Annotated in this window: 14 protein-coding genes; 5 read left to right on the forward strand and 9 right to left on the reverse strand. The window is 67.3% G+C overall.

All coding sequences use genetic code 11. The features are described from left to right. Nucleotides 1–317: 317 nt before the first annotated feature. Nucleotides 318–1,799, forward strand: a complete 1,482-nt coding sequence (locus tag GGR47_RS14740; protein ID WP_147035799.1) for a lipopolysaccharide biosynthesis protein — start codon at nt 318–320, stop codon at nt 1,797–1,799. Nucleotides 1,800–1,819: 20 nt separating this feature from the next. On the opposite strand, the gene GGR47_RS14745 is transcribed toward GGR47_RS14740, so the two are convergent. Next, complete coding sequence (locus GGR47_RS14745; protein ID WP_167509728.1) at nt 1,820–2,248, reverse strand: CBS domain-containing protein; 429 nt, start codon at nt 2,246–2,248, stop codon at nt 1,820–1,822. Between the two features lie 96 nt (nt 2,249–2,344). On the opposite strand from GGR47_RS14745, the gene GGR47_RS14750 reads away from it, so the two are divergent. Beyond that, a complete protein-coding gene (locus tag GGR47_RS14750; RefSeq protein ID WP_043061179.1) occupies nt 2,345–2,653 on the forward strand; it encodes a hypothetical protein in 309 nt (102 codons plus the stop codon). Nucleotides 2,654–2,864: 211 nt separating this feature from the next. Here the strand turns inward: GGR47_RS14750 and GGR47_RS14755 are convergent, their stop codons facing one another. The 4 genes from GGR47_RS14755 to hisS form a co-directional block, all read right to left on the reverse strand. Then, nucleotides 2,865–3,767 (reverse strand): DUF4167 domain-containing protein, encoded by a 903-nt coding sequence (locus GGR47_RS14755; protein WP_147035797.1) that lies wholly within the window; start codon nt 3,765–3,767, stop codon nt 2,865–2,867. Between the two features lie 280 nt (nt 3,768–4,047). Beyond that, complete coding sequence (gene prmC, locus GGR47_RS14760; protein ID WP_147035796.1) at nt 4,048–4,878, reverse strand: peptide chain release factor N(5)-glutamine methyltransferase; 831 nt, start codon at nt 4,876–4,878, stop codon at nt 4,048–4,050. A gap of 144 nt (nt 4,879–5,022) precedes the next feature. Then, entirely contained in the window at nt 5,023–6,099 is a 1,077-nt protein-coding gene (gene prfA / locus GGR47_RS14765) for a peptide chain release factor 1 (protein ID WP_017980675.1), read from the reverse strand. Then, nucleotides 6,096–7,421 (reverse strand): histidine--tRNA ligase, encoded by a 1,326-nt coding sequence (gene hisS / locus GGR47_RS14770; protein WP_244305008.1) that lies wholly within the window; start codon nt 7,419–7,421, stop codon nt 6,096–6,098. Before hisS ends, prfA begins: the two co-directional genes overlap by 4 nt. Before the next feature lie 49 nt (nt 7,422–7,470). On the opposite strand from hisS, the gene GGR47_RS14775 reads away from it, so the two are divergent. From GGR47_RS14775 to ppa, 3 genes are all read left to right on the forward strand, one after another. Continuing rightward, nucleotides 7,471–8,133 (forward strand): DUF1345 domain-containing protein, encoded by a 663-nt coding sequence (locus GGR47_RS14775; RefSeq protein ID WP_147035795.1) that lies wholly within the window; start codon nt 7,471–7,473, stop codon nt 8,131–8,133. A 211-nt stretch (nt 8,134–8,344) separates the two neighbouring features. After that, nucleotides 8,345–10,261: a M61 family metallopeptidase gene (locus GGR47_RS14780; protein ID WP_147035794.1), complete on the forward strand. Its 1,917-nt coding sequence runs from the start codon at nt 8,345–8,347 to the stop codon at nt 10,259–10,261. A 34-nt stretch (nt 10,262–10,295) separates the two neighbouring features. Beyond that, complete coding sequence (ppa, locus tag GGR47_RS14785; RefSeq protein WP_017980671.1) at nt 10,296–10,874, forward strand: inorganic diphosphatase; 579 nt, start codon at nt 10,296–10,298, stop codon at nt 10,872–10,874. 145 nt (nt 10,875–11,019) lie between these two features. On the opposite strand, the gene GGR47_RS14790 is transcribed toward ppa, so the two are convergent. From GGR47_RS14790 to GGR47_RS14805, 4 genes are read right to left on the reverse strand one after another with little or no spacing between them, the layout of a single operon-like run. Further along, complete coding sequence (locus GGR47_RS14790; protein WP_147035793.1) at nt 11,020–11,502, reverse strand: GNAT family N-acetyltransferase; 483 nt, start codon at nt 11,500–11,502, stop codon at nt 11,020–11,022. Further along, complete coding sequence (locus tag GGR47_RS14795; protein ID WP_147035792.1) at nt 11,499–12,392, reverse strand: DMT family transporter; 894 nt, start codon at nt 12,390–12,392, stop codon at nt 11,499–11,501. Before GGR47_RS14795 ends, GGR47_RS14790 begins: the two co-directional genes overlap by 4 nt. Beyond that, nucleotides 12,389–12,775 (reverse strand): type II toxin-antitoxin system VapC family toxin, encoded by a 387-nt coding sequence (locus tag GGR47_RS14800; RefSeq protein WP_147035791.1) that lies wholly within the window; start codon nt 12,773–12,775, stop codon nt 12,389–12,391. The genes GGR47_RS14795 and GGR47_RS14800 overlap by 4 nt, the downstream gene beginning before the upstream one ends. After that, nucleotides 12,772–13,017: an AbrB/MazE/SpoVT family DNA-binding domain-containing protein gene (locus GGR47_RS14805; RefSeq protein WP_043061169.1), complete on the reverse strand. Its 246-nt coding sequence runs from the start codon at nt 13,015–13,017 to the stop codon at nt 12,772–12,774. Before GGR47_RS14805 ends, GGR47_RS14800 begins: the two co-directional genes overlap by 4 nt. Between the last annotated feature and the right edge of the window lie 33 nt (nt 13,018–13,050).

A 13,050-nucleotide genomic window follows, 5' to 3' on the forward strand; every position in this document is an offset into this window, starting at 1 on the left:
TAACGTGCGCTTCGAGCCTTGAGGACCCGAAACACACGAGCCGCCGCCCACATGTCCCTTCATCTTACCTACAATGTCAAAGAGCCGACAAAAACCGACGCCCAGTCAATCCCTCTTTTTGGAGGGCGACCCCGGCGCCTGGATTTCGGTGACCGTAGAAGCGAACCGTGTGGTCCGTCGCTGCGGTGACGTCCCTCTAGGCGGGGTGTTCCGAACGGTCAAACACTTTTTTGCATTTTTCTTTCAGGGGACGTGCAAACCCGCAGAAAAGCTGGGATTTACGGGATGTGAAGACCCCCTCCCCTACCCCCCGCCAGATGGCCACCACCGCGAATCATGCCGACAACAGGCCCGAATCACTCGAGAATCAGGTGCGACGCGCGATTCTGTGGCGATCGGGGAGCCAGATTTTCGCCCAGGCGGTGCAGTGGGCCGCGACCTTCCTGGTCATCCGGATCCTCGATCCGCGCGATTATGGCCTGTACGCGATGACCTCGGTCGTGCTGGTGTTCCTCAACATGCTCAATGGCTACGGCCTGGCGAGCGGACTGATCCAGCGCGACGACGTGACACCGCATCAGACTCGGCAGCTGTTTGGGATGCTGATCGCGCTGAACGGGACGCTGGCAATCGTGCAGCTGATCCTCGCGCCGGTTGCCGCCGCCTATTACCGCCAGCCCGAGGTCGCGCAGCTGCTGCGCGTGCAGGCGCTGATCTATTGCGTCACCCCCTTTGCCGCGCTGCCCTATGCGCTGCTCAGCCGGCAGATGGAGTTCCGGCGGCAGGCGACCGCCAATGTCGCCGCCTCGCTGGCGGGCGCGGCGACGGCGCTCGCGGGGGCGCTCGCCGGTCTTGGCGTGTGGACATTGGTGTGGGCGCCGATCGCGCTGTTCGCGGTGCGCGCGACGATGCTGACCTGGGGCGCCCGATCGCTGATGTGGCCGAGCTTCGACTTTCGCGGCGCCGGCCACCTCGCCCGCTATGGCGGCGTGATGGCGGCGGGGCAGTTCTTCTGGTTCCTGCAAAGCCAGGCCGACGTGTTCATCGGCGGACGCTGGTTCAGCGCCCACCAGCTTGGCATCTACACCACCGCGCTGTTCCTGGCGCAGATTTTCGTGTCGAAGTTCGTGCCGCCGCTCAACGAGGTGGCGTTCAGCGCCTATGCGCGCATCCAGCATGACGACGCCGCGGTGTCGCGCGCGTTTGTGCGATCGGTGCGGATCATCATGCTGGCGGCGATGCCCTTCTACGCCGGCCTTGCCGTCACCGCCTATCCGGTGGTGCTGACGGTGCTCGACGCCAAATGGGTGGAGGTGGCGCCGGTGGTGCAGATCATCGCGCTGGCGATGCCGTTCATGACGATCCAGGTCCTCTATTCCCCCGCCTGCGATGCGCGTGGGCGGCCCGGAATCGGTGCGCGCAACGGCGCGTTCGGCGCGCTGGTGCTCGCCACGACCTTCCTGGTCGGGGTGCATTGGGGGCCGGTCGGGCTCGCGTGGAGCTGGGTGGTGGCCTATCCCGTGTATCTGGCGGTGAGCAGCTGGCGGTCGCTGCCGGTGATCGGCGTCGCACCGCTGGCGCTGATCCGGGCGGTCGCGCCGGCGGTGATCGCCGCCGCGGTGATGGCGGGTGTCGTCCGACTGGTGGAGGCGCTGCTGCCGCCGCTGGCGCCGCCGGTGCAGCTAGCGATCCTCGTCGGCGTGGGGGCCGCGACCTATGGCGGCTGGCTCGCGCTGTTCGCGCGCGGCACCGTGCGCGAGCTGATCGCGATCCTGCGCAAGCGGCCGCTGCCGGCCTGACGGGGCAGCGCTGACCCGTCCTATCCCTGCTGGATATAGTCGCGCATCGCCGCGGCATCCGCCTCGATCCGGTCGATGCGGTATTTGACCAGGTCGCCGATCGAGACGAAGCCGACCATCCGCCCGTCCTCGACCACCGGCAGATGACGGATGCGCCGCCGCGTCATCAGCGACAGTGCGCCGATGACGTTTTCCTGCGCGCCGACGCTCTGCACGGGCTGCGTCATCACCTCGGACAGGGGCCGGTCGAGCGCGCCGGCGCCGGCCTGCGCCAGGCAATGGACGACGTCGCGTTCGGAAAAGATGCCCACCGGCACGCCATCGTCGCAGACCGGCACCGCGCCGATTCGCTTCTCCGCCAGCACCGCCACCGCCTCGCCGACACGCGTCTGCGGGATCAGCGCGATCACATCGTCGCCCTTGGTGCGCAGGATTGCCGCGATTGTCATGTTCATCCTCCTCCGTCACATCCGACTCGGTCCCGTCCGGCTCTTCGGGCCGGATCGGGGTTGAGCAGATCATGTTTGCGCGTCATTGGCAAAGCCATGGATCAGCGCCCCGCCGGACTGGACGATCCCGCGCTCGCGGCGCACGCCTGGGCGCGGTTTCGCAGCATCATGGCGTGGATGATCGCCGTCGCCGCGGCGTGCAGCGCGGGCGCGATCGTCGGCCTTGCCTGGGTGCATGGGCCGTTGCGCCTGATCACCATGGCGGCGGTGATCGGCGGGGTCGGCGGATCGATCGCGCTCGCCGGCGCGCTGATGGGTCTGGTGTTCCTGAGTTCGGGCACCGGGCATGATGAACACGTCGAGCGGCACGACCCGCCCGCGCCGGGACCACGGCACGATCGCTAGACGGCGGGCGCGAAGGCACGCGTCCCCGCATCTTTGCGCGACGATTCCCTCGTCGGCGTGGGCGGGGTCATGCGGCGCTTCACCTGCATGCGCCGTGCCGAACGCCAGTCGTTGCAGGAGTGGCGTGTCCGGGTGAGTGCCGCGACACCAAAGCAAAAAGGGCCGGCTCCTCGTCGGAACCGGCCCCTTCTGGCGTTCGGATATCGCGCGCTTATTCGGCGGCGGGCACTTCCACCGCGGGTGTGCGCGGGGTGCGACGGCGGCGCGGCTTGGGCGCCTCTTCGTCGGAATCGTTCGCCGCAGCGATGTTAAGCGAGGGCGGCAGGCGATCGGCGTCGACGCCATTGCCCTGATCCTCGGCCGCGGGCGCTTCCACCTGCGCATCCCGACGCGGGCGACCGCGGCGCTTGGGCGCGGGGGCGTCGGCGGCGATCACGGTCTCGGCGCGCTCGGTGAGCGATTCGCCCTCTGCGATCGGATCGGCACGATGCTGACCGGCGACCTCGACCCGCGCCTGCTCCGCCTCGAAGCGGGGCCGGCGGACGCGGTCCTCGCGCTGCGGGCGGTCGTCACGCTGCTGGCGATCCTCCCGATTGCCGCGCTCTTCGCGATTGCCGCGGTCGTCCCAGTTCCGGCCCTGGCGCTGGTCGCCATCCTGTCGGTCGCGATCCTGCCGATCCTGACGGTCGCGGCTCTGGCGCTGCGGGCGATCCTCGCGGCCCTGCCCGTCGCGCGCCTGCACCTCGCCGTCCTGCTCGCCGGCCCGGATCGGCTCGCCTTCGTCGCCGTAATCCTCGTCGTCGTTCAGGTCGAACGGCTGCTGGCGGCGCGGCTGATTATCCTCGAAACGGCCGCGCTGATCGGCGAGCACGCGGAAATAATGGTCGGCGAACTGCAGATAATATTCGGTGTTGACGCGGTCGCCCTGGCGCTGCGCCTCCATGGCGAGGTTCTTGTACTTCTCGAACAGCTGGTTCGCGTTGCCGCGCGCGCGGCTGTCGATGCGATTGCCGTTGTCGGGACGCCCCTGGCCACCCTGCCGCGGCCCGTTGTTGCCGCCGCCGTTGTTGCCACCACGGCCGCGACGGCGGCCGTTCTGCCGATTGTTAATCAAGCTGATGTCCCATGATCTGAGTAATGGTCCTCAAAACCAATCCGGCCCTTCGGGCCTGACGCACGGTCAAACGGTGCCATCCTTTGCGTCCGCGGCGTGCCCTGCGGGGCGACGCTGGAGCCTGTCACGGCCCCCGCCCATGCGGCGACCTGATGACGAAAGGATGCGGGTAACCGTCCTACGACCCCTTGTGATCGTCGATGGTGCTTGCCCCGGCCCGACCAATAGCTGGCGCGAGGGCGTTCCTACAAGCGAAATATGTGGATGGTCGTGCCATCTTTCAACCGGCGGTGCGGGGCGTGACGAGAAGGCAGCGGTCGCGCTGCCCCAGATCGCGATGGACGACACTGTCGAGGCCGGCCGCGGCGAACAGCGCGGCGACCGCCGCGGCCTGGGTATGGCCGATCTCCACCGCCGCGCAGCCGCCGGGCGCGATCAACCGCGCGAGCTGCCCCGCGAGCAGCTGGTAATCGTCGAGGCCATCGGCACCCGCAAACAAGGCGGAGCCCGGTTCGTGGCGGCGCACTTCGTCGGGCAGCGGCTCGTCGGTGCCGATATAGGGCGGGTTGGCGAGGACGAGATCGAAGCGCGCATCGATCGCCGCCGCCCAGTCGCCGCGGACGAAGGCGGTGCGGTGCGCCATCCCCAGCGCCGTGGCGTTCGATGTGGCATAGGCCAGCGCCTGCGCGGAGCGATCGACACCGACCCCGCGCGCCGGCCATTCGTCGAGCGCAGCGAGCAACAGCGTCCCCGGTCCGGTGCCGAGATCGAGCACGGTTACGGGCGCGCGGTTGCCGAAATGCGCGAGCGCGGCGATCAGCAGCGTCTCACTGTCGGGTCGCGGCACCAATGCGCCGGGACCGACAGATAGGTCGATCGTCCAGAAGCCGCGCGTGCCGGTGATATAGGCCACCGGCTCGTGCGCCGCGCGCCGTTCGACCAGGCCTGCGAAGGTGGCGGGGACGGGCCGCTCCATGTCGAGCAGCAGCGCGTTGCGATCGATCCCCAGCGCGTGCGCCATGAGCAGTTCCGCATCGAGCCGCGCGGTGGGCGAAAAGCCGAAGCGCGCGGTGGCGTCGGCGAGCGCAGCGCGGAGATTGGCGGCGCTCACCTTCCACCCGCTTCGTCATCCCGGCGAACGCCGGGAACCAGGGACACGCGACGCATCGGTTTCACCCTTACGCTGGCCACACCGCCGTCCATGGATCCCGGCGTCCGCCGGGATGACGGAGGAAGGAAGCGGGCCCCCGCGCCCTCACCCATCCAGCGACGCCAGCCGCTCCGCCTCGTCCTCGGCGATCAGCGCGCCGATCAGTTCGTCCATCTCGCCCTGCAGGATTTCGGGCAGGCGATGCAGCGTCAGGTTGATGCGATGGTCCGTCACGCGGCCTTGCGGGAAATTGTACGTCCGGATGCGCTCGGATCGGTCGCCCGATCCCACCATCGCGCGTCGCGTGCCCGATCGTTCGCTCGCCAGCCGCTCGCGTTCGGCTTCGTACAGGCGCGTGCGCAGCACCTTCAGCGCCTTGGCCTTGTTCTTGTGCTGCGACTTTTCATCCTGCTGGATCACGACCAGGCCGGTCGGCAAGTGCGTGATGCGCACCGCGCTGTCGGTGGTGTTGACCGACTGGCCGCCGGGACCCGACGAGCGGTACACGTCAATGCGCAGGTCCTTGTCGTCGATGCGCACGTCGACCTCTTCGGCCTCGGGCAGCACCGCGACGGTGGCGGCGGAGGTGTGGATGCGTCCGCCCGCCTCGGTAACGGGCACGCGCTGCACGCGGTGGACGCCCGCCTCGAACTTCAGTTTCGCGAACACGCCCGTGCCGGTGACGCTGGCGACGACTTCCTTGAACCCGCCCGCATCGGACGACGAGCTGGAGATCACCTCGACCCGCCAGCCCTGCGTTTCGGCATAGCGCTGGTACATGCGTAGCAGGTCGCCGGCGAACAGCGCCGCCTCATCGCCGCCAGTGCCGGCGCGGATTTCGAGCATCGCCGCGCGTTCGTCCGCCGCATCGCGCGGCAGCAATGCGAGCGCCAGCCGCCGGTCCGCCGCCTCCAGCGCGCGGGCGTTATCGCGCAACTCCTCCGCGGCCAGGCTGCGCAATTCCTCGTCGCCGGTATCCTCCGCCATATAGGCTAGGCTGTCCGCCTCCTGCCGCAGCCGCCGCACCTCGCTCGCCGCCTGCGCGACGGGTTCCAGCTCGGCATATTCCTTCGACACCGCGACGAAGCGGTCGGAGGGCAGGTCGCCGGTCGCCATCTGCGCCTGCAACTCGTCCCGCCGCGCCTCGATCTGCGCGATCCGTTCGGGGGAGATGGTGGTCATGCCACTCCACGCACTTGAAAATCAGAACTGCCTTGGGCTCGCGTTAGGTCGCGAAATCCGGGGAAAGCCAGTCGAAGTGCTTCTGCGGCATAGCGCTCCGCCTCTCTAGGAGCCCCAATACGCGAGAGCTTGCCCATCTTACATTCCACGGCAAGCCATCCATCGTCACCTGCGCCTTCTACTTTCAGGATTGCGTCGGCACCCCTCGACTGAGCTTTATCATAGCGCTTTTTAAACGAGCCTCCTGAGACGATGTCGACAGAATAGCCTACCTTTCGAAGACTTTTCGCCAAGCTGATGAGGGCATTTTCGAGGTCATCGACCTCTGACATCACGATGAAGTTTGGCTTTTGCTCCGCCGGCTCGTCCAGCAACATCGCCAGCCGCTCGACGCCCGCCGCCCAGCCGACGCCCGCCGTCGGCGCGCCACCCAGCGACTCCACCAGTCCGTCATACCGCCCGCCGGCCAGCACCGTGCCCTGCGCCCCCAGCCGATCGGTCACGAACTCGAACGCCGTGTGCCGGTAATAGTCCAGCCCGCGCACCAGCCGCGGGTTGCGCGTCCACCGAACCCCCGCCGCATCCAGCCCCGCCGTCACCGCATCGAAGAACGCGCGCGCCTCATCGGTCAGATAAGCGTCGATATCCGGCGCGGCGTCGGCGATCGGCCGGTCGCGCGGGTCCTTCGAATCGAGGATGCGCATCGGATTCTTCTCGAGCCGCGTCAGGCTGTCTTCCGACAGGTCCCCGCGATGCGCCTCGAAATGCGCCACCAGCCCCGCACGCCACGCGTCGCGCGTCTCGGCGTCGCCCAGCGTATTGAGCTGCAACGTCACGCCCTCGGCGATGCCCAACTCGTGCAGCAGCTGGTCCGCCATCACCAGCAGCTCGACATCCGCCGCCGGCTCGGGCGCGCCCAATATCTCGGCGTCGATCTGGTGGAATTGGCGATACCGCCCCTTCTGCGGGCGTTCGTAGCGGAACACCGCGCCACTCGTCGCGACCTTCAGCGGCGCATATTGCTGCCAGCCTTCGGTCAGGAACGCGCGCGCGATACCTGCAGTGAATTCGGGCCGCAGCGTCAGCGAATCGCCGCCGCGGTCGGGGAAGGTGTACATCTCCTTCGACACGACGTCGGTCGTCTCGCCGATCGAGCGGGCGAAGACCTCGGTCGCCTCGAACACGGGCAGATCGACGCGCTGGAAGCAGTACAGGCGGCGGACGCGTTCGAACGTCTCGATCACCGTTGCGAAGCGGCGCTGCTCGTCGCCGAAGATATCCTGGGTCCCGCGCACCCGGCGCGGCGTTTCGATACGGGCCATATGGTGGCGGTATCTAGGCGACGCCGCTGCCAAGCGCTAGCACCCCAACATGACCAATCCGCGCCGCTATTGGGGAATCGGCAACCGCATCGCACCGCCGCGTTTCGCGCTGTTCGTGGCGATCTTCGCCATAGGGCTGGCCGCCCTGATTCCGATCGTCGGCAAGGGGCGCGGGATCATGGGCGCGTTCGATGCCGCCGCGATCGTCTTTCTCCTGTCGCTCGTCTCGCTGTTCCGCCACGCCAATGCCGCGCGGATGCGGCGGGCGACGCGGGAAAACGACGCCAATCGCGCGCTACTGCTGGCGATCACCGCGGCGACGATGGGCGTGATTCTGGTCGCGGTGGCGGGCGAATTGAAGGGCCGCAACGATACGCTGGCGATCGTGCTGGTGGTGACGACGCTGGCGCTGAGCTGGCTGTTTTCCAACATGGTCTACGCCATGCATTACGCGCATCTGTTCTACAGCGCCGACGACGATGGCGAGGGGGACGCAGGCGGCATCGACTTTCCAGGATGCAAGGAACCCGATTACTGGGACTTCCTGTATTTCAGCGCGACGCTGGGCATGACGTTCCAGACGTCGGACGTCTCCATCACCTCGCGGCGCATCCGCCGCGTCGTGCTCGGCCAGTGCCTCGCCGCCTTCGTGTTCAACCTCGGCGTGATCGCCTTCACCATCAACGTGCTGGGCGGCGGCGGCGGGAACTGAGTCCTTTTCGTCTCGTCACCCAGGACTTGATCCGGGGTCCCGCTATTGCCGGCAGAAGAAGCGGGATCCCGGCTCAAGGCCGGGATGACGGGTTTGGATATCGGATGGTGCCAGATCACGGGGCGGAATTCCCCGTTGCCCGCGTAAGGGCTGGACGCCGCGGCTTTGCGAAGCTTACACCGGTGTATTCGTTTCTTGCCGAAGGCTCGCCATGCTCCGTTCCATCGCCGTCGCCTCCCTGCTCCTGTCCACCGCCGCGCCGGCCCTTGCACAGGTCCCGCCCGGCAATTCGGCACCGCAGCCGGTGCCCTTCGTCGACACGATCCCGGCGCCGCAGGATACGCCCTATCCCGGCACGATCCTGCTCAACGTCGATGCGACCAACACCGAACAGGGCATCTTCCGCGTGAAGGAGACGATCCCCGTCGCCAAGGCGGGGCCGATGGCGCTGCTGTTCCCCAAGTGGCTGCCCGGGGCGCATAGCCCGCGTGGCGAGATCGAAAAGCTGGCCGGCCTCGTCATCAAGGCGAACGGCCGCGTCATTCCGTGGACGCGCGACATGGTCGATGTCTTCGCCTTCCACATCGACGTGCCGCAGGGCGCGCGCAATCTGGACGTCGAGTTTCAGTTTATCTCGGCGACCAAGCCCGATCAGGGCCGCATCGTCGCGACGCCCAACATGATCAGCCTCGAACCCAATTCGGTCAGCCTGTATCCCGCGGGCTATTTCACCCGTCAGATCCCGATCCAGATGACGGTGAAGTTCCCGACCGGCTGGACCGCGGCGGGCGCGGTGCCGGCCAAGGCGAACGGCTCGACTTACGTCTACGACAAGACGAATTACGAGATCCTGGTCGATTCGCCGCTGCTCGCCGGCCGCTACGGCAAGACGTGGCCGCTGTCGGAGCGCGTGAACCTTAACGTCTTCGCCGACGATCCCAAGGAACTCGCCGCGACGCCCGAGCAGATCGACGCGCACAAGCGGCTGGTCGAGCAGGCCGAAAAGACGTTCGGCGCGCATCATTACAACCATTACGAATTCCTGCTGTCGATCAGCGACCAGCTGGGCGGCATTGGGCTGGAGCATCACCGCTCGTCGGAGAACGGCGTGACGCCGGGTTATTTCACCGAATGGAACGCCAGCCCCGGCCGCCGCAACCTGCTGCCGCACGAATTCACCCACAGCTGGGACGGCAAGTTCCGCCGCGGTGCCGAGCTGTGGACGCCCGATTATCGCACGCCGATGCGCGACAAGTCGCTGTGGGTTTATGAAGGACAGACGCAATTCTGGGGCTATGTGCTCCAGGCGCGCTCGGGCCTGGTCAGCAGGCAGGACACGCTGGACGCCTATGCCGGCATCGCCGGCAGCTACGATCTCGCCCCGGCGCGCCAGTGGCGCGACCTGATCGATACCACCAACGATCCGATCATCTCGGCACGCCGCCCCAAGGGCTGGACCAGCTGGCAGCGCAGCGAAGACTATTACAACGAAGGCCTGATGGTCTGGATGGAAGTCGATGCGATGCTCCGCCAGAAGTCGGGCGGCACCAAGTCGATCGACGATTTCGCCAAGGCCTTCTTCGGCATCCGCAACGGCGACTGGGGTGAGGTCACCTACACGTTCGACGACGTCGCCAGCACGCTGAACGGCATCGTGCCCTATGATTGGGCGGGCTTCCTCACCAAGCGCCTGACCGAGACGGGCCAGCCTGCGCCGGTCGATGGCTTCGCGATGAACGGCTACAAGCTCGTCTACACCGCCGAACCGACGAAATACTTCACCAACGCCGAGAAAAGCGGCGGCGTGAACGTGACCTATTCGATCGGCCTGTCGGTGGCCAAGGACGGCGAGGCGACCGCGGTGATCTGGGACAGCCCGGCGTTCAAGGCGGGGATGGACGTCGGCACCGTCATTCAGGCGGTCAACGGCACCGCCTATAGCGGCGACGTGCTGAAGGCGGCGATCGTCGCCGCACAGACCTCGAAGGAGCCGATCAAGCTGCTGGTCAAGAGCGGGCCGCGTTATCGCGAAGTCGCCATCGACTATCACGGCGGTCCCCGCTATCCGCGCCTCCAGAAGACTGGCACCGGCGAAACCGGACTCGACAAGCTTCTGATGCCGCGCTGAGGGGCAGCAGGCATAGGATTATCAAGGGACTTTCATGCGTATCGATCTGATTCCGGTCGGCAAGAGCCCGCCCGACGACCTCAACGTCATCATCGAGGTGCCGACCGGCGGCGAGCCGGTCAAATATGAGTTCGACAAGGCGTCGGGCGCGCTGTTCGTCGATCGCATCCTGCACACGCCGATGCGCTATCCGGCGAACTACGGCTTCGTGCCGCACACGCTGTCGCCGGACGGCGATCCGCTCGACGCCTTGGTCGTCGCGCGCTCGCCGTTCATTCCGGGCTGCGTCGTGCGCGCGCGTCCGATCGCGGTGCTGAATCTGGAAGACGAAGCCGGCGGCGACGAAAAGCTCGTCTGCGTCCCGGTCGATTCGACCTTCCCCTATTATTCGAATGTCGGTGAAAAGGACGATCTGCCCGAGATCGTCTTCGAACAGATCGAACACTTCTTCACCCACTATAAGGATCTGGAGAAGAAGAAGTGGGTGCGCATTGGCACCTGGGGCGACCGTGAGGAAGCGCGCCGCATCGTGATGGAAGCGATCGACCGCTACGACGCCGCCAAGAAGCAGGGCGAAGAGCCGCACGACCACGACGTCCCCGGCCGCGACTGATCCACGCCGAAATTCCTCCCTCGCGTCAGCGGGGGAGGGGGACCGCCGGCGTAGCCGGTGGTGGAGGGGGCGTTTCCACGAGCACGACGTTCGCGGCTTACCCCCCTCCGTCACCGCTACGCGGCGTCACCGTGCGAGGGAGGACTTAGCGTCCCGCCATCCGCCTGAGCGCCTCGCCCTCGACGCGCTGCACCGTCCATTCGTCCAGCCCCACCGCCCCCATCCGGCGATAGACCGCGATCGCATCGGCGTTCCAGTCGAGCACCGCCCATTCGAAGCGCGCGCAGTTCCGCTCGACCGCGATTGCGGCCAAATGGCGCAGCAGCGCGCCGCCCACGCCCTTCCCGCGTGCTGCCGGCGTCACGTACAGATCCTCCAGATACAGGCCGCGCCGCCCCTTCCACGTCGAGAAATTGTGGAAGAACAACGCGAATCCGACGGGCGCCCCCGCCTCTTCGGCGATCACCGCTTCCGCCGCCGGCTGCGGCCCGAACAGCGCCTCGCTTAGCATCGCCTCGGTCGCCTCGACCGCATCGGGCTCGCGCTCGAACGCGGCGAGGTCCTGCACGAAGCGCAGGATCGTCGCGATATCGTCGGGCGTCGCGGGGCGGATCGGGATGTCGGTCATAACGACGCTTCCGTTTGCGGGGCGGGGATGGGGCGGCGCACCGCGACCAGGCACCCGGCGATGATGAGCACGGCACCCGCGACCGTCCACGGCGACACGCGCTCGGCGAAGACCAGCCAGCCGAACAAGGCGGACCAGACGAAGGCGGTATATTCGACGGGCGCCAGCACCTGCGCCTCGGCACGCGCATAGGCCCAGGCGAGCGCCACCGCCGAAACCGATCCCAGCGCCGCCGATGCGGCGATCGCGGGCAATTCCTCGACGCGCGGCACGCCGGCGAACCAGGGTGCGCCGATCAGCAGCAGTCCGCCCAGCACGATGCTGGTGAACAGCGCCACCTCCAGCGGATCGGCCGCCTGCGCCTGCCGCCGCAGCAGGATCAGGCTGCCCGCATAGAGGATCGACGCGATCAGAATCGCGACGCTGCCCAGCACCATGTCTTCCGACGCGCGCGCCTGTACCTGACCCGCGGCGATCGCGAACACACCGAGGCTTGCGACCAGCGACCCACCGATCGCGCTGCGCTGGATGCGTTCGCCGAGCGTCAGCGCGGCCAGGAACAGCGCGATCAGCGGCGCGAGGAAGGTCAGCGCCACCCCCTGCGCCATCGGCACGCGCACGAGGCCCCAGAAGAACAGCAGCACCGACGCGCCACCGACGCTGCCGCGCGCCAGATGCAACCGCAGCGCCGCCCACGCCGGCCACCGCCCACCCCGCGCGATGAAGATCGGCGCCAGCAACGCCACTCCCGCCACCGATCGCCAGAGCACGGCAAAGTAGGCGCCGCTCGCAATGGACAGCCCCTTCATGATGGCATCCATCCCTGCGTAGACGGCAATCCCGCCCGCGGCGACGCCGAAGGCGGTGATGGGGGATGTAGCGCGGCTCATCGGATCAGGCGGATGTCGATGCCGAGCGCAGGATCAACCTCGGCTAGCCGGCGATCGGCCGTATAAATCGGCAAATTGCGCGTCCGCCCCAGCGCCAGGCATGCGCGATCGCCAAGCGAGGCGCCCTGCGGACGCGTTGGCTCGCGCAGGCGCGCGGCCTCCAGAGCCTGCGGAAGATCGAACGGTACGACAGTGATCTCATACATGGTCAAGATCGACAGCACATCGTCCGCACTCGCACCGCGCTCGACGCCCCGCGCACAACATTCCGAAATGTTGACGGCCGACATGAGGCTGCCCCTGACGACGTCGCGGACCCTGTCGGCGCCCGGCTCGCCCAGCATGAGCGCCATGGTCGCCGACGCGTCGACGACGGCGCTCATTCCTCGCCCCAGTCGGCGCGCCGCTCCTTGAGAAAGGTGTCGACGGAGTAATCCGCCCCGAAGATCGCCCGTGCCTTGGCCTGCGCCTGTCGTACGGTTTGGTCGAACGTCATCAGTCGAACGCCACCATCCTCGGTGCGATCAATGACCAGCGAATCGCCGTCCTTGATGCCGAGCTCGCGGCGGATATCCGCCGGGATCACCACCTTGCCGCCCGCGATCACCTTCGCATGATAGGTCATGTCAGAACCTCCAGGTCCTGACCTATAACACAG

This window comes from Sphingomonas aquatilis (genome assembly GCF_014196115.1).
Taxonomy (GTDB): Bacteria; Pseudomonadota; Alphaproteobacteria; order Sphingomonadales; family Sphingomonadaceae; genus Sphingomonas; species Sphingomonas aquatilis.